18 protein-coding genes are annotated in these 17,571 nt (G+C 62.9%); 14 read left to right on the forward strand and 4 right to left on the reverse strand.

Annotated features, from left to right (window positions below; genetic code table 11):
- Positions 1-4: 4 nt before the first annotated feature.
- Positions 5-676 (forward strand): flagellar hook capping FlgD N-terminal domain-containing protein, encoded by a 672-nt coding sequence (locus tag DEA8626_RS12435; RefSeq protein WP_108853563.1) that lies wholly within the window; start codon positions 5-7, stop codon positions 674-676.
- Positions 677-685: 9 nt separating this feature from the next.
- Here DEA8626_RS12435 and ubiB read toward each other — a convergent pair whose 3' ends face one another.
- Positions 686-2,215 carry a 2-polyprenylphenol 6-hydroxylase gene (gene ubiB, locus DEA8626_RS12440; RefSeq protein ID WP_108853564.1) on the reverse strand — a complete coding sequence of 510 codons (1,530 nt, stop codon included), beginning with the start codon at positions 2,213-2,215 and terminating at the stop codon, positions 686-688.
- A gap of 2 nt (positions 2,216-2,217) precedes the next feature.
- The gene (gene ubiE, locus DEA8626_RS12445; protein WP_108853565.1) at positions 2,218-2,970 is read right to left on the reverse strand and encodes a bifunctional demethylmenaquinone methyltransferase/2-methoxy-6-polyprenyl-1,4-benzoquinol methylase UbiE; all 753 of its coding nucleotides are present in this window, start codon (positions 2,968-2,970) and stop codon (positions 2,218-2,220) included.
- An 83-nt stretch (positions 2,971-3,053) separates the two neighbouring features.
- Here ubiE and mutM point away from each other — a divergent pair, with 83 nt between their 5' ends.
- The 8 genes from mutM (at position 3,054) to DEA8626_RS12485 (ending at position 10,625) form a co-directional block, all read left to right on the forward strand.
- Positions 3,054-3,905, forward strand: a complete 852-nt coding sequence (gene mutM / locus DEA8626_RS12450; protein ID WP_108853566.1) for a bifunctional DNA-formamidopyrimidine glycosylase/DNA-(apurinic or apyrimidinic site) lyase — start codon at positions 3,054-3,056, stop codon at positions 3,903-3,905.
- Positions 3,906-3,965: 60 nt separating this feature from the next.
- Positions 3,966-4,742, forward strand: coding sequence for an enoyl-CoA hydratase (locus DEA8626_RS12455; RefSeq protein ID WP_108853567.1), 777 nt, complete (start codon positions 3,966-3,968; stop codon positions 4,740-4,742).
- Positions 4,743-4,836: 94 nt separating this feature from the next.
- The gene (rpsT, locus tag DEA8626_RS12460; protein ID WP_108853568.1) at positions 4,837-5,103 is read left to right on the forward strand and encodes a 30S ribosomal protein S20; all 267 of its coding nucleotides are present in this window, start codon (positions 4,837-4,839) and stop codon (positions 5,101-5,103) included.
- Positions 5,104-5,645: 542 nt separating this feature from the next.
- The gene (gene dnaA, locus DEA8626_RS12465) at positions 5,646-7,010 is read left to right on the forward strand and encodes a chromosomal replication initiator protein DnaA (RefSeq protein ID WP_108853569.1); all 1,365 of its coding nucleotides are present in this window, start codon (positions 5,646-5,648) and stop codon (positions 7,008-7,010) included.
- A gap of 115 nt (positions 7,011-7,125) precedes the next feature.
- Entirely contained in the window at positions 7,126-8,244 is a 1,119-nt protein-coding gene (dnaN, locus tag DEA8626_RS12470) for a DNA polymerase III subunit beta (protein ID WP_108853570.1), read from the forward strand.
- A gap of 71 nt (positions 8,245-8,315) precedes the next feature.
- Positions 8,316-9,428, forward strand: coding sequence for a DNA replication/repair protein RecF (gene recF, locus DEA8626_RS12475; RefSeq protein WP_108853571.1), 1,113 nt, complete (start codon positions 8,316-8,318; stop codon positions 9,426-9,428).
- Positions 9,428-9,859, forward strand: coding sequence for a VOC family protein (locus DEA8626_RS12480; protein ID WP_108853572.1), 432 nt, complete (start codon positions 9,428-9,430; stop codon positions 9,857-9,859). The genes recF and DEA8626_RS12480 overlap by 1 nt, the downstream gene beginning before the upstream one ends.
- A 139-nt stretch (positions 9,860-9,998) precedes the next feature.
- Positions 9,999-10,625, forward strand: coding sequence for a LysE family translocator (locus DEA8626_RS12485; RefSeq protein ID WP_108853573.1), 627 nt, complete (start codon positions 9,999-10,001; stop codon positions 10,623-10,625).
- Positions 10,626-11,025: 400 nt separating this feature from the next.
- Here the strand turns inward: DEA8626_RS12485 and DEA8626_RS12490 are convergent, their stop codons facing one another.
- Positions 11,026-11,757, reverse strand: coding sequence for a Crp/Fnr family transcriptional regulator (locus DEA8626_RS12490; protein WP_108853574.1), 732 nt, complete (start codon positions 11,755-11,757; stop codon positions 11,026-11,028).
- Positions 11,758-11,839: 82 nt separating this feature from the next.
- On the opposite strand from DEA8626_RS12490, the gene DEA8626_RS12495 reads away from it, so the two are divergent.
- Positions 11,840-12,232, forward strand: a complete 393-nt coding sequence (locus DEA8626_RS12495) for a hypothetical protein (RefSeq protein ID WP_108853575.1) — start codon at positions 11,840-11,842, stop codon at positions 12,230-12,232.
- 305 nt (positions 12,233-12,537) lie between these two features.
- Here the strand turns inward: DEA8626_RS12495 and DEA8626_RS12500 are convergent, their stop codons facing one another.
- The gene (locus tag DEA8626_RS12500; RefSeq protein ID WP_108853576.1) at positions 12,538-13,347 is read right to left on the reverse strand and encodes a response regulator; all 810 of its coding nucleotides are present in this window, start codon (positions 13,345-13,347) and stop codon (positions 12,538-12,540) included.
- Between the two features lie 99 nt (positions 13,348-13,446).
- Here DEA8626_RS12500 and DEA8626_RS12505 point away from each other — a divergent pair, with 99 nt between their 5' ends.
- The 4 genes from DEA8626_RS12505 (at position 13,447) to DEA8626_RS12520 (ending at position 17,564) form a co-directional block, all read left to right on the forward strand.
- Positions 13,447-13,593, forward strand: a complete 147-nt coding sequence (locus tag DEA8626_RS12505) for a NepR family anti-sigma factor (RefSeq protein WP_108853577.1) — start codon at positions 13,447-13,449, stop codon at positions 13,591-13,593.
- A complete protein-coding gene (locus DEA8626_RS12510) occupies positions 13,590-14,150 on the forward strand; it encodes an RNA polymerase sigma factor (protein WP_108853578.1) in 561 nt (186 codons plus the stop codon). Before DEA8626_RS12505 ends, DEA8626_RS12510 begins: the two co-directional genes overlap by 4 nt.
- On the forward strand, positions 14,147-15,922 hold the full coding sequence (locus DEA8626_RS12515; RefSeq protein ID WP_108853579.1) for a sensor histidine kinase: 1,776 nt from the start codon (positions 14,147-14,149) through the stop codon (positions 15,920-15,922). The genes DEA8626_RS12510 and DEA8626_RS12515 overlap by 4 nt, the downstream gene beginning before the upstream one ends.
- 94 nt (positions 15,923-16,016) lie before the next feature.
- The gene (locus DEA8626_RS12520; protein ID WP_245890855.1) at positions 16,017-17,564 is read left to right on the forward strand and encodes a phospholipase D family protein; all 1,548 of its coding nucleotides are present in this window, start codon (positions 16,017-16,019) and stop codon (positions 17,562-17,564) included.
- Positions 17,565-17,571 lie beyond the last annotated feature (7 nt).

The following is a 17,571-nucleotide window of genomic DNA, read 5'->3' on the forward strand; positions in this document are numbered from 1 at the left end:
CGAGATGGATGCCGTGACCGCAACTACCGCACCAGGCGCCTCAGCCGCGACCCGCCGGTCCGATTCGGAAGGCACGCTTATCAACAGCGATTTTCAGACCTTCCTCGTGATGTTGACGACGCAGATGCAGAACCAGGACCCGCTGAATCCGATCGACAGCACCGACTACGCCGCGCAGCTCGCGACCTTTTCAGGCGTCGAGCAACAGGTGAAAACCAATAAGCTTCTCGAAACGCTGTCCGCTCATATGGGCATCTCGAGCCTAGCCGAGATGGCATCCTGGGTCGGCATGGAGGCGCGCGTCGCGGCCCCTGTGATGTTCGATGGCGCGCCACTGACACTCTATCCTGATCCGCAGTCTGGCGCCGATCAGGCGATTCTGGTGGTTGTGGACGCAGCAGGGCAAGAGGTGATGCGATCGCCCGCCCCGGTTTCGACTGAGCCGCTCGCCTGGGCGGGCACAGATGCAACCGGAGCCCCCTTGCCAGCGGGCGCGTATTCGTTCCGGCTAGAAAGCTATGTGGCCGGCGAACTCGTCGGCGCCTCGCCGGTCGAAAGCGTCGCGCGCATCGCCGAGGTGCGGAATGGCACGGAGGGTGCGGTCCTCGTGCTCGAGGGCGGGGCCGAAGTCCTGCCGTCGGATGTCAGGTCTCTGCGCGGCGCGACTGCGCCATGACGGGCATCGTCAAATCAGTGTGATCGCGGCGACGGCCCCCCCGCCGATAGCGGCGCCGAGAACAACGAGCGCCAGCGTCCCGCGTCGCGAACGACGCCGCGCTGGTTCGGGCGCCTCGGACTGACGCACAAGCATCGCCTCAGCAATTTGTGGCAAGCGCGGGCCGAATCTGCCGAGAACCCGCGCGGTGCGCGCGAGATCGCGGAACAGGGCCGGCGGCCCGACGTTTTCTTTGATGTAACGTTCGACAATGGGCCGGGCCACTTGCCACATGTTGATATTGGCGTTCAGGGAGCGTGCCACGCCTTCCACGACAACCATGGTGCGCTGCAACAGGATCAGCTCGGTGCGGGTCTCCATTCCGAACCGCTCGGTTACTTCGAAGAGATAGGCAAGGAGCCTGGCCATCGAAATCTGGTTCGCATCCATGCCGAAAATCGGCTCACCCACGGCGCGCAGGGCGCGGGAAAACTCACCGATATCACGGTCGCGCGGCACGTATCCGGCTTCGAAATGGACCTCGGCGACGCGCCGGTAGTCGCGGCGGATGAAGCCGATCAGGATCTCGGCGTAGACGCGGCGGGTATACTCGTCGATCGCGCCCATGATGCCGAAATCGTAGGCGATGATGTCGCCATTCTCTGCGACCTTCATGTTGCCCTGATGCATGTCGGCATGAAAATAACCGTCGCGAAGCGCATGGCTGAGGAAGAGCTGCAGCACTCTCTCGGAAATCGCCACGCAATCGTGCCCCGCCGCTCGAATCGCGGCAACATCGCCAAGCGGTATGCCCTCGGCCCAGCCGAGCGTCATGACCCGGCGCGACGAGAGGTGCCAGACGGGCTCGGGAACCTGAAAGCCCGCGTCCTTCTCGGTGTTGGCCGCGAATTCGGACGCCGCCGAGCTTTCGAGCCTGAGGTCCAGCTCGCCCATTACGACGCTTTCAAAATGGCTCACCACGTCAGAGGGGCGAAGCCGGCGCGAGGCGGGTGATAGGAACTCGATCAGACCGGCGGCGAAATGAAAGGCGTCGATGTCACGGCGAAAAGCACGCTCAATCCCGGGGCGCAGAATCTTGACCGCCACCTCCTCTCCCGTGGCCGTGAGCCGCGCGCGATGGACCTGGGCGATCGACGCAGCCGCAACGGAATCAGAAAACTCCGAAAACAGGCTCTCAACGCTTTGGCCCAGCTCCGCCGCGAAGGTGGTCTTGGCGACCGGTGTCGGGAAGGGCGGCAGCTTGTCCTGAAGCACGCGAAGCTGTTCGGAGAGTTCTTCTCCCACTACATCGGGCCGCGTCGAGAGGACTTGGCCGAATTTAATGTAGGCTGGCCCCAGGGCCGTCAGAGCCCTTGTCACCGGAGGCAGGTTCGGATCGCCGCGATAGCCCAGCCACTTGAATGGCCAGCCCACGATTCGGGCGGCCAGTCTGAGCGCGGCCGGTGCCTCCATCGCCTCGAGCGCGAGCTTCATGGCACCCGTGCGTTCGAAGGTCGCGCCCGTGCGGATCAGCCGCCAGATATTGTGCGGTCCGCGCAAGTTCAGATCTTCCAGCCAGAATGGAGCGCGGCGACGCCCATGGTGAGGTTGCGGTATTTCACCTGTTCAAACCCGGCCTGGCGGATCATGCTCGCGAAGCTTTCCTGATCGGGGAACTTGCGGATCGACTCGACGAGGTACTGGTAGCTCTCGCGGTCGTTCGCGACGATCTGGCCCATGACTGGGATCACGTTGAAGGAATAGCGGTCATAGGCCCACTGCATCGCCGCATTAGGCAGTTGGCTGAACTCCAGCACCATGAGCCGGCCGCCAGGCTTCAGAACCCTGTAGGCTTCCTTCAGCGCGTCGGAGATGCATGTCACGTTCCGGATGCCGAAGCTGATCGTGTAGGTGTCGAAAGACGCGTCTGCGATGGGCAGAGTCATTGCGTCGCCCACAACCCAGTTCAGCCGGTCAGCCAGATTCTCGGCCTCTGCCCTTTTCTGCCCCTCGATCAGCATCGACTCGGTCATGTCGAGCACGGTGGCCGTCGACCCCGCTGCTCGCCTGAGATAGCGGAACGCGATGTCGCCCGTGCCACCCGCCACGTCCAGAAGCGTCGACCCGGGCCGCGGCGCGAGCCAGTCCATCATTGCATCTTTCCATAGACGATGGATGCCCACCGACATAAGGTCATTCATCACGTCGTAGCGGTTGGCGACGCGCGTGAAGACGCCGTGGACCATTCCGGCCTTGTCACCTTCGGCGACGGTCTTGAACCCGAAATGGGTGGTCCGGCTTTCGGTTTCACTCATCAGCACTTGCCGTTCCGTTGAACTCGTCCTTCTTATAGAAGCCTTGGCCGCAGAGACAATGCGGCGTGACGGCAGGGGCGCGCATGCCAGAACTCCCCGAAGTTGAAACCGTGCGGCGCGGGTTGGAGCCCGTGATGAACGGGCGCGTCATCGTTCGGGCGGCGGTCAACCGACCGGATCTGAGATTTCCCTTACCCGAGCGGATGGCAGAGCGGCTGTCCGGCGCGCGCGTCACCGGCCTCCGGCGACGGTCGAAATACCTGCTGGTGGATATCTCGACCGGCGAGACGCTCCTCATTCACCTCGGCATGTCGGGACGGTTGCTGATCTCGGGGACGATGCTCGGCGAGTTCCATCACGAGCATCCCGCGCCCGCGAAACACGACCACGTCGTGTTCGACATGGACAGCGGCGCGCGGATCACCTTCAACGACGCGCGCCGCTTCGGGATGATGGACCTGCTTCCGACGGGGTCGGACCACACCCACCCGCTTCTCGCCAACATCGGACCAGAGCCTTTCGGCAACGCATTTCATGAGGACTATCTGGTGGCCCGCTTGAGCGGACGTGCGGTGCCGGCCAAAGTGGCGCTGCTCGATCAACGGGTCGTAGCGGGGCTGGGCAATATCTATGTTTGTGAAACGCTCCACCGGGCAGGAATCGATCCCCGGCGACAGATGCGGCGAATCTCGGCACACCGCGTCGCCGGCCTTGTGCCGGTCATTCGCGACGTCCTGAGAGAGGCGATCGAGGCGGGCGGATCGAGCTTGCGCGACTATCGACAGACAGATGGCGAGCTCGGTTACTTTCAGCACGCGTTCCGCGTCTATGACCGCGAAGGCGCGCCCTGCCGGACCGAAGGCTGCAGGGGCATTGTCACCCGGATCGTGCAGTCGGGCCGATCCACATTCTTCTGTCCGCGCTGTCAAAGATGACTTGATCCCGGCGATTGGGCTGTTAGGAGTCCTCCCCGCACCACCGAAAGAGGTTCGTCCATGGCTTACGAGACCCTGATCGTCGAGATCGAAGACGACGTGGCGCTCATCCGGCTGAACCGGCCCGATGCGATGAACGCGCTGAACTCGAAGCTTCTGGAGGAACTCGGTGATGCTCTCGCAGGCGCAGAGTCGAACGACAAGGTGCGCTGCATCGTCCTGACCGGGTCGGACAAGGCATTCGCGGCGGGGGCCGACATCAAAGAGATGTCGGAGAAAAGCTTTGTCGAGGTCTTCACCTCTGACCTCTTTGGTGCTGGCACCGAGACGATGCTGCGCTGTCGGAAGCCGATCATTGCCGCCGTGGCTGGCTATGCGCTCGGCGGCGGGTGCGAACTGGCTATGATGTGCGACTTTATCATTGCCGCCGACAACGCGAAGTTTGGCCAGCCCGAAATCAACCTCGGAGTCGTCGCCGGGATCGGCGGGACGCAGCGGCTGACCCGGCTCGTCGGAAAATCGAAATCAATGGACATGCACCTGACCGGCCGATTCATGGATGCCGCCGAGGCCGAGCGCTCGGGCCTCATTAGCCGCGTCGTGCCTGCCGCGAAGCTTGTACCCGAGGCGATGGCGGCCGCCCGCAAGATCGCCGAGAAATCGGCGCTCGCCACCATGGCGGTGAAGGAAGCGGTGAACCGCAGCTACGAAACGACGCTGCGCGAAGGTCTCCTCTTCGAGCGGCGCCTGTTCCATGCGCTCTTCGCCACCGAGGATCAGAAGGAAGGTATGAATGCCTTCCTTGAAAAGCGCCAGCCGCAGTTCCGCGACAAGTAGCCGGAAAAAGCCCGCCGGGAGTGTTGACTTATATCCGAGTCGGTCCTAGAAGCGCGGCTTCAGATTCACCCGAACCGAAATCGGAAGACCTCACATGGCCAATACGCCCCAGTCCAAGAAGCGCGCGCGCCAGAACCAGCGCCGTCAGGATGTGAACAAGGCGCGCCGCTCGCGGATCCGGACGTTCCTGCGCATTGTCGAAGAGGCGATCGCCTCGGGCAATCAGAGCGCGGCTGCGACCGCGCTCAAAGTTGCACAGCCGGAACTCGCCCGTGGCGTGACCAAGGGCGTCATTCACAAGAACACGCTGGCCCGCAAGATGTCGCGGCTGTCGGCCCGTGTGAAGGCGCTCACCGCCTGAGACCACGCTTTGTTCGGATTGTGAAGCGGCGCAGCTATTGGTTGCGCCTTTTTCTTTTTTCCCGCCAAGCACGATCCTGTGCCCCATTTGCACTGCCCGTCGGATTCGCTCCGACAAAGGTTGAGTCAAGCACGAAGTTCTGTTGCGGCCACGCGATCCGCCTTGCTAGCGTCTCCATGCGATTCACATCGTCTTGGGGGGACATGCGGTAACCAAGGGTTTGGTCAGGGGCTGCACCTGACTTGAACCCAAGTCGCGCGCCGGCTGCTTGCGCGCGATTGGATTTCGAGCGTCGGCGACACTCGCCCGGCGGCTCGATAACGGATCGAACCGCCGAGCGTTTGCGCGGTCGAGCCGGGACCGCTTATGTCCGATATCAACCCACGCTTCCGCGAGGGAGCGGTTCATCCTTGGGTGATGTACCTGGGGGTAAAATCGCTGTCTGCGGCTGCGAATGCCGACACGGGGATCGCCACGAATGCAATAGGCCGCGCGGTCTGTAGCGGTGCGGGACAGTGTAACGAGACGTGGGCAAGTAGGACATGACCGAAGAATCCTGGGGGCGGATACGAAATGAACTTCTTAAGTCAGTCGGAAAGAGCAATTTCACCAATTGGATCGAGCCGCTGAAGCTCGATACCTTCGAAAATGGCATCGCGCGATTCGAAGTTCCGACCAAGTTCATGCGTGACTGGGTGTCGCGCAACTTCGCGGAGCAAATCCGCCAACATCTTGAAAAAGCAGGTGAAAACGTGGCGCGTGTCGAATTTCACGTGCCGTCGCGCAGCGCCACGTCGCCTGCTGCGGTTACCGAGCGAAGCTCGAAAAGCAAGACCGGTGCGCCGCGCGCCCCGGACGACTCCGTCCTGACCGCCGCGCCGCTCGAGGCGCGCTTCACCTTCGATACATTCGTTGTCGGCAAGCCGAACGAGCTTGCCCATGCCGCGGCCCGCCGGGTGGCCGAGGGTGGCCCCGTCACGTTCAATCCGCTCTTTCTCTATGGCGGAGTCGGGCTCGGCAAGACGCATCTCATGCACGCGATCGCGCATGAACTGCAGACCCGCCAGTCCGAGCTCCGTGTCCTTTACCTGTCGGCCGAACAATTCATGTACCGCTTCGTTCAGGCCCTTCGCGAAAAAGAGATCATGGGGTTCAAGGAGATGTTCCGCTCTGTCGACGTCCTAATGGTCGACGATGTGCAATTCATCGCCGGCAAGGAATCGACGCAGGAGGAATTCTTCCACACGTTCAACGCGCTCGTCGATCAGAACAAGCAGATCGTCATTTCGGCCGACCGCGCGCCGGGCGAGATCAAGGATCTGGAGGAACGGATCCGCAGCCGCCTTCAATGCGGCCTCGTCGTCGACCTGCATCCGACCGACTACGAACTTCGCCTGGGTATCCTGCAACAAAAAGCCGAACTGTACCGAAGCCAGTATCCGGGCCTGAAGATGGCCCCGGGCGTAATGGAATTCGTCGCGCATCGGATCACAACGAACGTGCGCGTTCTGGAAGGCGCGCTTACCCGGCTCTTTGCCTTCGCGAGCCTCGTGGGTCGCGAAATCACGCTCGATCTCGTGCAGGATTGCCTCGCCGACATCATCCGCGCCTCGGACCGCAAGGTCACGATAGAGGAGATTCAGCGCAAGGTCGCCGAGCACTACAACATCCGCCTAGCCGACATGATCGGTCCCAAGCGGGTGCGCACGATCGCCCGGCCGCGTCAGGTCGCGATGTTTCTGGCCAAGTCGCTGACAACGCGGTCGCTGCCCGAAATCGGCCGCCGCTTCGGCGGGCGGGATCACACCACGATCATGCATGGCGTGCGCAAGATCGAAGAGCTCAAGGCAACCGACAGCCAGCTCGCAGACGACCTGAACATGCTTCAGCGGCTCCTCGAAGCATGACCTGGCGCGGGCAGTCTTGACCCTTCGTGCGATCCATCGGACAGTCCCGAAAATTTCTTGAGCCTTGGGGGAAAGTCGTGCACTTTCCCCTCCCGGCCATCCTGAGGGGACGGATATGAAAATCAGCATCGAGCGCGCCGCGCTGCTCAAGGCGGTCGGCCAGGCCCAGTCTGTCGTGGAGCGTCGAAACACGATTCCGATCCTCGCCAATGTGCTGATCGAAGCCGAAGGCGACGCGGTGAGTTTCCGCGCCACCGACCTCGATATCGAGGTGGTGGACAAGACCCAGGCACAGGTCGAACGCGCCGGCGCCACGACCGTTTCCGCCGTGATGCTACATGAAATTGTGCGCAAGCTGCCTGACGGAGCGCTCGTGCAGCTGACCGACGATGGCGCGGCCGGACGGCTGACGGTGCAGGCCGGGCGGTCGATGTTCTCACTCGCGACGCTTCCGAAAGAGGACTTCCCGGTGATGGCCTCGTCGGAATACACGACGAACTTCTCGGCGCCCGCACCGGTCCTGCGGCGCCTGTTCGACAAGTCGAAGTTCGCGATATCGACCGAAGAGACGCGCTATTACCTGAATGGCGTTTACATGCACGTCGCACAAGGAGATGACGGTCAGACCCTGCGCTGCGTCGCGACTGACGGCCACAGGCTTGCCCGGATCGACGCGCCGCTGCCCGAGGGGGCGGAGAACATGCCCGGAGTCATCGTCCCGAGAAAGACGGTGGGCGAACTCAGGAAGCTTCTCGACGACGACGAGATCCAGGTCGCGGTCTCTGTCTCCGAAACAAAGGTGCGGTTCGCCACACCTGCGATCACGCTGACGTCGAAAGTTATCGACGGCACGTTCCCCGACTACACGCGGGTCATTCCGGCAGGCAATACGCGCAAACTGGAAGTCGACGCTTCGGAATTCGCAAAGGCGGTTGACCGAGTCTCGACTGTGTCGTCGGAACGGTCGCGCGCGGTGAAGCTGCAGCTTGACGAAGATCGCCTGGTTCTTTCCGTGAACGCGCCCGACGCCGGCGCGGCGGAAGAGGAACTTGCAGTGGCCTACGGTGACGAGAAGCTCGAGATCGGCTTCAACGCGAAGTATCTGCTTGAAATCGCGAGCCAGGTTGACCGCGAGAATGCCGTGTTCCTGTTCAACTCCTCGGGCGACCCGACACTGATGCGGGAAGGCAGCGACACGTCGGCAGTCTATGTTGTGATGCCGATGCGGGTCTGATCCTGCTTCAAGTTCGCCGAAGGGCTTGCTTTCCGGCGAGGATGTTCATGGCAGGATGAAGGGCCCGGAGCTTGCCAGCGCTTGCCATCACATCGCTTCTCATCTCGCATTTCCGGTCGCACCGGCATACGGAGATGGCCTTCGACGGGCTCCCGGTCGCGATTTTCGGGCCGAACGGAGCAGGCAAGACGAACATCCTGGAGGCGGTGTCCTTCCTGTCGCCGGGGCGTGGCATCCGGCGGGCCACGACAGATGAGCTCGCGCGGCAACCGGAAGCGATTGGCTGGAAAGTCAGCGCTGAGGTCTTGAGCCTGCATCAGCGTCACGAGATCGAGACCTTCGCCGAATCCGGTTCGTCCCGGAGCGTCTCGATCGACGGCAAGCCCGCCCCGCAGGCCGCTTTGGGCCGAGTCGCGCGGATTCTCTGGCTGGTTCCCGCGATGGACCGTCTCTGGATCGAGGGGGCGGAGGGACGGCGGCGGTTCCTCGACCGGATGACGCTGTCGTTCGAACCGGGCCACGCCGAGGCGGCGATGGCGTACGAAAAGGCGATGCGGGAGCGGAACCGCCTTCTGAAGGATGACGTGCGCGATCCCACCTGGTATCGCGCGCTCGAGGTGCAGATGGCAGGAGCCGGAGCCGCGATCCAAGCCAACCGAGCAGCAGCAGTAGAGCGCGTGGTCGCGGCGCAGGCGGCAGCAAAGACGGCGTTTCCGGCGGCCGAGTTGAGCATCCTGGGCCCGGAGGGCGCGGATTTCCCAACCGGTCCGGAAGAGCTGGCCGAGGCGTACGCCTCGGGCCGGTCGCGCGACGTGGCGGCGGGGAGGACGCTCGTCGGGCCGCATCGTTCCGATCTGGGCGCGCGCTATACGGCCAAGAGAATTCCGGCCGCGCAGGCCTCGACGGGCGAACAAAAGGCGCTCCTGATCTCGCTGGTTCTTGCAAATGCCCGCGCTCTCGCCGAGGATTTCGGTGCCCCCCCGATCCTGCTTCTGGACGAGGTGGCCGCCCATCTCGACGCAAACCGGCGTGCCTCGCTCTTCGACGAGATTTGCGGCCTCGGCGCGCAGGCGTTTCTGACCGGGACGGGGTCGGAGCTTTTCGACACGCTCGGAGAGCGGGCGCAGGCATTCGAGGTGCGAGAGACGGGCGGACTTTCGGTCGTTGAGGAGAGGAACCTGTAATGACGCCACAACGCGTTACCCTGATCACCCTCGGCGTTGCGGATCTGTCCCGATCGCGGGCCTTCTACGAGACGCTCGGCTGGCAGCCCAGTCTGGCGCTGGAGGAGGTCGTATTCTATCAGATACACGGCGCCGTCCTGGGGCTATTCGGAAAGAGCGCGCTCGCCAAAGATCAGGGGCGGCCGGGAGTAGAGCTGGGAACCGGCGCGATGACGCTTGCCCAGAATTTCACGACGGAGCCGGAGGTCGATACCGCTTGGGCGGCCGCTGTGCACGCCGGGGCGACGCCGCTCAAGAAGCCGGAAAAGGCGTTCTGGGGCGGGTATAGCGGCTATTACGCGGATCCTGATGGCCACGTCTGGGAAGTGGCAATGAACCCCTTCTGGTCCCTAGCCGAAGATGGGAGCCTGACCCTGCCGGAGGCGGAATGAACGGGCTTTTCAGGCGTGATGCGTCTGCCAACCATTTGAAAACAAACGAAAGAGAGTTATCCATAAATCCGAGTTTCGCCAGCAATCACGCCGCGTTCGCGCCAGATCGGGCAGCCATCGACGGCATGGTGAGGCCGTCATGACGCTTAGCGCGGCTTCGATCCTGCTATATTTCGGAGCGGTCGGCATCCTCTGGGCGACGCCCGGCCCGGTCTGGGTTGCAATCACTGCGCGCGCGCTGACCGGCGGCTTCGCGAGCGCCTGGCCGCTCGCGTTCGGCGTGACGCTCGGTGATCTGCTCTGGCCGCTGGTTGCGATCTTCGGACTGACCTGGATATTGGACCAGTGGGGCAGCTTCATGACAGTGATGCGCTATGTCGCCGCGGCGATCTTCATTATCATGGGCTGGCTTCTGATCCGCCACGCGGGGCAACCTATCTCGACTGACGGCCGGCTAACGCGGCCCGGCCGCTGGGCGGGATTCCTTGCTGGTGTCGCCGCGATCCTCGGCAATCCCAAGGCGATCCTGTTCTATATGGGAGTCCTGCCGGGATTCTTCGACCTGCGCCACGTAACGGCGCCCGATATCGCGGTCATCGCGGCAGTTTCGATGACGGTGCCGCTGGCTGGCAATCTGTTTGTTGCCGCGCTGGTCGGGCAGGCCCGGGGACTTCTGAAATCGCCGCGCGCGCTTTGGCGCATGAACGTCGCGGCCGGCGCGCTTCTGATCTCGGTGGGCGTGGTGATCGGCGCCGTCAAGATGTGAACTAAATGGACCGAGTTCCAGCGCGCCCTTCGGGGCGTGCCGGGTGGATTGGCCGGAGACCGGCATGATCGCTCGGGAACCATGTTCCGACATCTGCGTTTGTTCAACGGGCCCGCGCCGCCGTGATGTGTCCCCGTTCACGGTGTTTTGGTTATCGGTGCGGGGCCCGGGGGGCAGTCTCTATTACGCCTCCCGCTGCCGGAGGGGTCCCGCCTCCGGCAGCGAACGGCGGCAAAGGGGAGACCAAGGCGGAGCAGTTCGCCTAGCCGAGATCAACCCTCTGAAAAAGGCTCTATTTCGAAGGTTCCGCCGCGCCGCAAATCGCGCGAAGCAAGGTTTCATTGCCGACGCGGCGCCACCGCGGCCCGGCTATGGCGGCGGTAGACAGGAGTTCCCCACACTACATAAGCGGCCGAATCTGCGGGCGCTCGGGATCGATCAGCGCGATTTCGGCCAGAGATGCGAGATTGTCGATGGTCAGCTGGCCGTCCCGCCACGTCGCGAGTCCTGCCGATCGCAGGGAGTTGAGCGTCTTATTTGTGTGCACGAGCGACAGGCCCAGCGCGTCGGCCAGGTCCTGCTGGCGGTAGGGCAATGGAACGGCATTGCCCTTGGACAGGCCCGCTGCGACGAGCCGTTCGCGAATACGCACGAACGCCCACGCGATGCGCTGCGTCGCATCCCGCTGTCCGAGAGAAGCGATGGTTTCGCCGAGAAAATGTTCCTCGACTGCGGCAATCCATGTCAGGTCGTAGGCGCGTTCAGGGAATTGGCGATAAAGCGTCCAAAGGTCTTCGCGCCGGAAAACGCAGAGTGTCATCTCTGTGGTTGCGTCGACCGAATGTTTCATCTCGCCCATCAGGCCGGCCTGGAGCCCGGTGAAATCGCCGGGAAACAGGAAATTGATGACCTGCCGCCGGCCGTTTTCGAGCGTGGTGTAGCGCGTGCCCAAGCCGCTAAGTACCGTGTAGAGCTGCGGACTGTTCGAGCCCTCCATAAGGATAGTCGTGCCCGGATCGACCTTCAATTCGCCGGTCTTGAACACCTGCATGAACTTTACCTCGTCCGAACTGAATGGCGTGAAAATGTCCAACTTGCGCAGCGGACAATCCTTGCAGGAAACGCTTGGCATCGGCGGAATTCCCCTTCGTATGTCGTAGTTTAATGCGCAGTTTTTCGATTGGTTCCACGATGGCGTTTTGTCGGGGGCCATAATGCGTGGAAAATCGAGCGGCCGGACCGCGGACCATATCTACTTGATCGTCGTCCGTGACCGCGTCGTCCTTCAGGACCTAGTGGACACGGTGAGGGAGTTTGACCGCAATGCCCTCGTGCTCGCGCGTTCGAATTGCACTGATGCGATTGAGGCTCTAAAGACCCGTGGCCGACTGAAACTGGCATTTCTCGAGGCTGGCCCGGGTTGCGTCAGCCGATCCAGGATGGACGTCGTTATCGGCGATCGCGGCGGCAAGCTGATCCTGCTGGGCAACGAAGCCGAATCGGAGTTGGAAGCCGACGACCGCGAAGCGCAGCGCTGGCCGCTTCTGACTCGGCCCTTCACGACACAGGCAGTACTTCGCAAGATGGTATGGGCGTTCGAGCACTAAGGAACCTCGATCCGCATCGTCGAGTTGGCGGGGAACGGACCGAATTCGTGGCTCGGCCCATTTCCAGCCCTGCGCCGAGCCGAGGAGCCAACATGCAGGAGACGACATGACGGAAGTGATGAACGTTGCCCCCGCGACCGCGAAAGTCGAAACCGGAATGAAGAATGCCAAGCGGATGCACGGTCTCTTCGGATTGGCGGAGAAGCAGGACGACCCGGTCACTGCCGACCTGATTGCTGGCCGGTCTGCGCGTCACGACGAAATAGGGTCGAAACGCGCGACTCTGGCCGCCTGCCGGCGTCAGCTCATGCGGCCAGCGTTTCCGTCGATGAGAAGAACATTGCCTGACTGACCGCCGAGCGCACCTGATCTTCCGAGAACGGCTTGGTGATCAGGAATGCGGGCTCCGGTCGCTGCCCTGTTAGCAGGCGTTCGGGGAAAGCGGTGATGAAGATGACAGGCAGATCCTCGAACTGCCCGAGGATGTCGTTCACCGCGTCGATGCCTGAGGAATTGTCGGCAAGCTGGATGTCGGCGAGGATGAGGTCGGGCCGATTTTCCGCCGCAAGCCGTACCGCCTCGGTCCGCGTCCTCGCAATGCCGGTCACGCTGTGGCCCATCTCGGTCACGATGCCCGAGATGTCGAGTGCTATGATCGCCTCGTCCTCGATGATCATGACCTTGCCGGCGACCGAGCGCTCCATCTCGCGCCGGGCGATAGCAATCAGTTCGACCGCCTCGTCGGGCGCCACACTCATGATCTGCGCGACTTCGTCGGTGGTGAAGGCCTCGATGGCGTGGAGCAAAAGAGCTTCGCGCGTGTTGGGCGTGAGGTCCACCATATGATCTTGCGCGCGCGCGGAAAGCGAGCTGTCGGGCTCTCCGACCGGCGCGCCGGCGCTGGACCAGACAAGGTGAAAGGCGCGGAAGAGTCTTATCTTGTGGTCAGTGTCCTCCGGGGGGGCTGTGTCGTCCTGCAGGATCGCTTCCAGGGTCGCGGCGGCGTAACGGTCTCCGGTTTCCTGACTACCGGTCAAAGCGCGGGCGTAACGGCGCAGGAATGGCACGTTTGCCGCAACGGAGGTGGCGAAGTCCTTCGTGTCGCTTGACGGCATTTATTTTCCTCCTAGTCGAAACTTTCTTGGAACCAACGCCGCGGTTAAGCGTTAGGTTCCGTGTGATAGCGAAAAAATTATCAAATCATGTGTCCGAATATGAACCAAAGCGACGACAAGGCGAAGTTGCAAGCACAGATCGACGAGAACCTGAAGCGGGTCTACCAGGAAGCACTCGAAGAAGAATTGCCTGACCGGTTCAAGGAGCTCATCGAGCAGCTTCGTCAGAAAGACGCGAAAAAATGAGCGCGTCCGACCCGCGGGAAGCTCTCCCTGAACATTTGCCTGCGCTACGCGCGTTCGCAATCAGCCTTTCGGGCGACGTGGCCACGGCTGACGATCTTGTCCAGGACACGATCGTCAAAGCATGGACCAACATCGAAAAGTTTCAGGCTGGCACCAACATGCGTGCCTGGCTGTTCACGATCCTCCGAAACACGTTTTTCTCCGACCGCAGGAAGCGCAAGCGCGAGGTGGCCGATCCAGACGGGATCCACGCCTCTCGACTTGCGGTGAAACCGGCCCATGACGGCCGGCTTGCCTTCAACGATTTCCGCGCGGCGTTCAGTCAGCTTTCGGACGAGCATCGCGAAGTCCTGATCCTCGCCGGCGCTTCAGGCTTTTCGTATGAGGAGGTCGCCTCAATGACAGGCGTGGCGGTCGGCACGGTCAAGAGCCGCGCCAACCGGGCGCGGGCGCGGCTGTGCGATCTTTTGGGGCTGGAGGCAGGCGAAGATCCGTTACCTGACGCGCGGGGTTCGCATCTATCGGTCTTGACCGCGACGAAGGTCAAGGCGGTATGACAGCATCCGGCGCCCGGCCCGGCCTGACAGCGCGGCTTGGTTTCCGGATAGCGTTCCTGCTCGCTGCGGTCTTGATGCCGCTGACGATCATCTCGGTCATCAAATCGTTCGATGTGGTGCAAGAGACCCGCGCGCGCGCCGAGGCTGCGGTCATGGGCGAGACAGTGCGCGCAGCGAGCGGGGAGTTGCGCCTTATCCAGGAGGCGCGCGGCGCAGCGACCGTACTCGCCTATTCGATCTGGCCGAATGCGCAGAACACCGCATCCTGTTCGGCGCTTCTCCAGGGTCTGCACCGCCAGGAGACGCAGTATTCCCTTATCGCGTTCGTTCCCCTCGGCGCGATCAGCCTATGCAATTCGGCGGGGCGACCGCTCGACTTCGCAGAAGACCCGCTGTTTCAAATGGGCGAGCGCGAGCCGAAGACCTCCTTCGCCGTGAAGCCTGTCGGTCTCGTCAGCGGAGATTCGGTCCTCGCCATCACGCACCCGGTCTTTGACGAGGCAGGTACGTACCGTGGGCTTCTCAGTGTATCGCTGCAGCATAGCGGTCTGCGCGTCGCGGCGGATTCGGGCGCCTCCGACCGCCGACCGTTGTCGATGGTAACGTTCGATCATGAGGGCAATGTCTTGACTGCATCGCGCCCGCTCGACGACCTGGCCCCGGCCCTGCCGAGGGATCGGGCGCTCGCGGCGCTTGCCGGTGACAAGGCGTTTTCGTTCACAGGGATGTCCGGAGTTGACACGCCGCGGGTCTTTTCCGTCGTGCCGCTTGTGTCCAATGAGCTCTATGCGCTCGGTTCGCAATTGCCGGACGGCGTCCTTACCGGCAAGTTCGGTGCCGTCCCAGTCCTGTTCCCGGTGCTCATGTGGCTGGCCAGCGTCATCGTCGCCTTGTTTGCCACCGAGCGCCTCGTGATTCGCCATATCCGCAAACTCAGCGCCTCGCTGAAGTCATTCGCGAGCGGCAATCGCCTCGTTGGGGATATCGAGATGCGGGCGGCCCCGCTCGAACTGCGGGACATGGCCCATGCCTACGAGCGGATGACCGACACGATCCTGCATGACGAGGCAGAGCTCGAAGACATGGTTCACCAGCGGGAAGTCCTTCTTCGCGAGGTCCATCACCGGGTGAAGAACAACTTGCAACTGATCGCTTCGATCATGAACATGCAAATGCGCCGCACGCAGTCACCCGAGGCCAAGCGAATCATGCGCAGTCTGCAGGACCGGGTGATGAGCCTCGCGACCATTCACCGCGAGCTATACCAGACCGCCGGCCTGTCGGACGTCCACTCCGATGAGCTTCTGTCGACAATCGTTCGTCAGATCGCCAATCTGGGCGACGGGCCTGACCGGCGGTTTTCGGTTCAGACCGACTTCGCCGACATCCAATTGACGCCGGACCAGGCGGTCCCGCTCGCGCTGCTCGTGGCCGAGGCGATGGCGAACGCGATGAAATACGCGAGCGGCCATGACGGTACGCCCGCACGAATTTGGGTCACCTTCGCGCAGAAGGGCGAAACGTCAGCTGTATTGACCGTCCGGAATACGGTCGAAGCTGACCACTCCGCGAGCGACACAGGCATCGTCCAGTTTGCTGGCGACACCCCGCGCGAAGGGCTTGGAACGCAACTGGCTTCGGCCTTCGCCATGCAGCTTGGCGGTCAGGTGGAGCGTCGGCGTCAGGACGGCTGCTACGAGATGAGTGTACGATTTGATCTGCGACCGCTGACCGAAGGAGAAGAGCGGAGCGCCCCGGCTCAAGCGGTCTAGGCGGAACCCGCCCGCCGCGAGCGACGTTGGGGTGCAATGGTCGATCGGAGCGCGCGACCTCTTCATGATGCTTCAGAGATTAGAGAATCTAGCCGTGCCGTCGACGTTTCGCACCCTGCTGACAGCCGAAGAAGCGTATCCGGCATTGGAACGCGAATTCATAGCTGCCTCCTCCGAAATCTGGGCGAGTTTCCGCATCTTCGATCCGATGACCCGGTTGCGTTCGCCCGAAGCGCGCGCGATCGGGCGAACCTGGTTTGACCTCATCATCGCGACCCTGAGGCGCGGCGTATCGATCACGATCGTGATCACCGATTTCGACCCGGTCGCACGCGCAGAGCTGCACCGCGCCACGTGGCGAAGCGTGCGCGTGCTGATCGCAGCGGCGGAACTGGGCGGGCCGGGCGCGCGACTCAGGGTGATCCCGGCGATGCACCCGGCGCGGACCGGGCTTTTGCTGCGGATCCTGTTTTGTCCGGTGATAATCGCGAAGCAGGCGCGCACGGCCCGATGGCTGAACGGCCGAAGCGACGAGGAGCGGCGGGCCGCGATCCGCGAGATGCCGGGCGTGGCGGCTTGCCTGATCAAGCGCCCGAACGGGCGCTACCGTCCAAAGGTCTTCCCCTTTCCGCTTCTCTATCCGGCCACGCATCACCAGAAGGTGGCGGTTTTCGACCGCAAGCGGCTTTACCTCGGCGGGCTCGACCTTGATGAGCGGCGCTACGACACGCCGCGCCATGACCGCGACGCGGCACAGACCTGGCACGACGTGCAGGTTCTCGTCGACGGCCCCGCCGCGCGCGAGGCACAGGAGCATCTTGAGACGTTTCTCGACGCGACAGCGGGAAAGCGCAAGCCGGCGAACACGCGGCGCCTGCTCAGGACGCTGTCGCAGCCTCGCCAGAACAACCCGTTCCGGTTCGGGCCGAAACCGCTGGTGCAGGAACTTGCGCTGGCGCATGAACACCTCGCGCGGCGGGCAAAGCGTCTGATCTTCGTCGAGACCCAGTTCTTCAGAGACCTCAAGCTCGCCCGGTATCTCGCGGATCTCGGAAGGAGCAGGCCGGATTTGGGGATGATCCTGATCCTGCCGGGCGCGCCCGAGGACGTGGCCTTCAAGCCTCACGTCGGCCTCGATGCGCGGTTTGGCGAGTTCCTGCAGTACCGCGCGTTGCGGATTCTCACGAAGGGCTTCGGCGCGCGGCTTTTCATCGGCGCGGCGGCGCAGCCGCGGCCCAAGAATGGGCCGAGCCCCAACGAAACAGAGCGCGACCATGTGGAGGGCGCGCCACTGATTTACATCCATTCGAAGGTGTCGATATTCGACGATTCGGCAGCGATCGTGTCATCGGCCAACCTCAACGGACGCAGCCTGCGCTGGGATACCGAGGCGGGACTGTTCATCACCTCGAAGCGGGACGTGCAGGCGCTGCGCCGCAAGGTGCTCCGGCACTGGCTGTCCGACGATGCGGGACCGGAGTTTTTCGATCCTTCCCAAGCGGTGGACGCGTGGCGGACTATGGCGCTTGCCAATGCCGAGACCCCGCCGACAAGCCGCCGGGGGTTCATCGTGCCACACGATCTCGAGGCAACGAAGAAAGTCGCGGCGAACGTCCCCATCCTGCCGGACGAAATGGTCTGACGCGGGT

The organism is Defluviimonas aquaemixtae, from assembly GCF_900302475.1.
Classification (GTDB): domain Bacteria; phylum Pseudomonadota; class Alphaproteobacteria; order Rhodobacterales; family Rhodobacteraceae; genus Albidovulum; species Albidovulum aquaemixtae.

Bases quoted from the DNA above. Each gene is read 5' to 3' on its own strand.
- DEA8626_RS12435 (WP_108853563.1), top strand. From the start codon at position 5: ATGGATGCCGTGACCGCAACTACCGCACCAGGCGCCTCAGCCGCGACC.
- ubiE (WP_108853565.1), bottom strand. From the start codon at position 2,970: ATGAGTGAAACCGAAAGCCGGACCACCCATTTCGGGTTCAAGACCGTC.
- mutM (WP_108853566.1), top strand. From the start codon at position 3,054: ATGCCAGAACTCCCCGAAGTTGAAACCGTGCGGCGCGGGTTGGAGCCC.
- DEA8626_RS12455 (WP_108853567.1), top strand. From the start codon at position 3,966: ATGGCTTACGAGACCCTGATCGTCGAGATCGAAGACGACGTGGCGCTC.
- rpsT (WP_108853568.1), top strand. From the start codon at position 4,837: ATGGCCAATACGCCCCAGTCCAAGAAGCGCGCGCGCCAGAACCAGCGC.
- dnaA (WP_108853569.1), top strand. From the start codon at position 5,646: ATGACCGAAGAATCCTGGGGGCGGATACGAAATGAACTTCTTAAGTCA.
- dnaN (WP_108853570.1), top strand. From the start codon at position 7,126: ATGAAAATCAGCATCGAGCGCGCCGCGCTGCTCAAGGCGGTCGGCCAG.
- DEA8626_RS12480 (WP_108853572.1), top strand. From the start codon at position 9,428: ATGACGCCACAACGCGTTACCCTGATCACCCTCGGCGTTGCGGATCTG.
- DEA8626_RS12485 (WP_108853573.1), top strand. From the start codon at position 9,999: ATGACGCTTAGCGCGGCTTCGATCCTGCTATATTTCGGAGCGGTCGGC.
- DEA8626_RS12490 (WP_108853574.1), bottom strand. From the start codon at position 11,757: ATGCCAAGCGTTTCCTGCAAGGATTGTCCGCTGCGCAAGTTGGACATT.
- DEA8626_RS12495 (WP_108853575.1), top strand. From the start codon at position 11,840: ATGCGTGGAAAATCGAGCGGCCGGACCGCGGACCATATCTACTTGATC.
- DEA8626_RS12500 (WP_108853576.1), bottom strand. From the start codon at position 13,347: ATGCCGTCAAGCGACACGAAGGACTTCGCCACCTCCGTTGCGGCAAAC.
- DEA8626_RS12505 (WP_108853577.1), top strand. From the start codon at position 13,447: ATGAACCAAAGCGACGACAAGGCGAAGTTGCAAGCACAGATCGACGAG.
- DEA8626_RS12510 (WP_108853578.1), top strand. From the start codon at position 13,590: ATGAGCGCGTCCGACCCGCGGGAAGCTCTCCCTGAACATTTGCCTGCG.
- DEA8626_RS12515 (WP_108853579.1), top strand. From the start codon at position 14,147: ATGACAGCATCCGGCGCCCGGCCCGGCCTGACAGCGCGGCTTGGTTTC.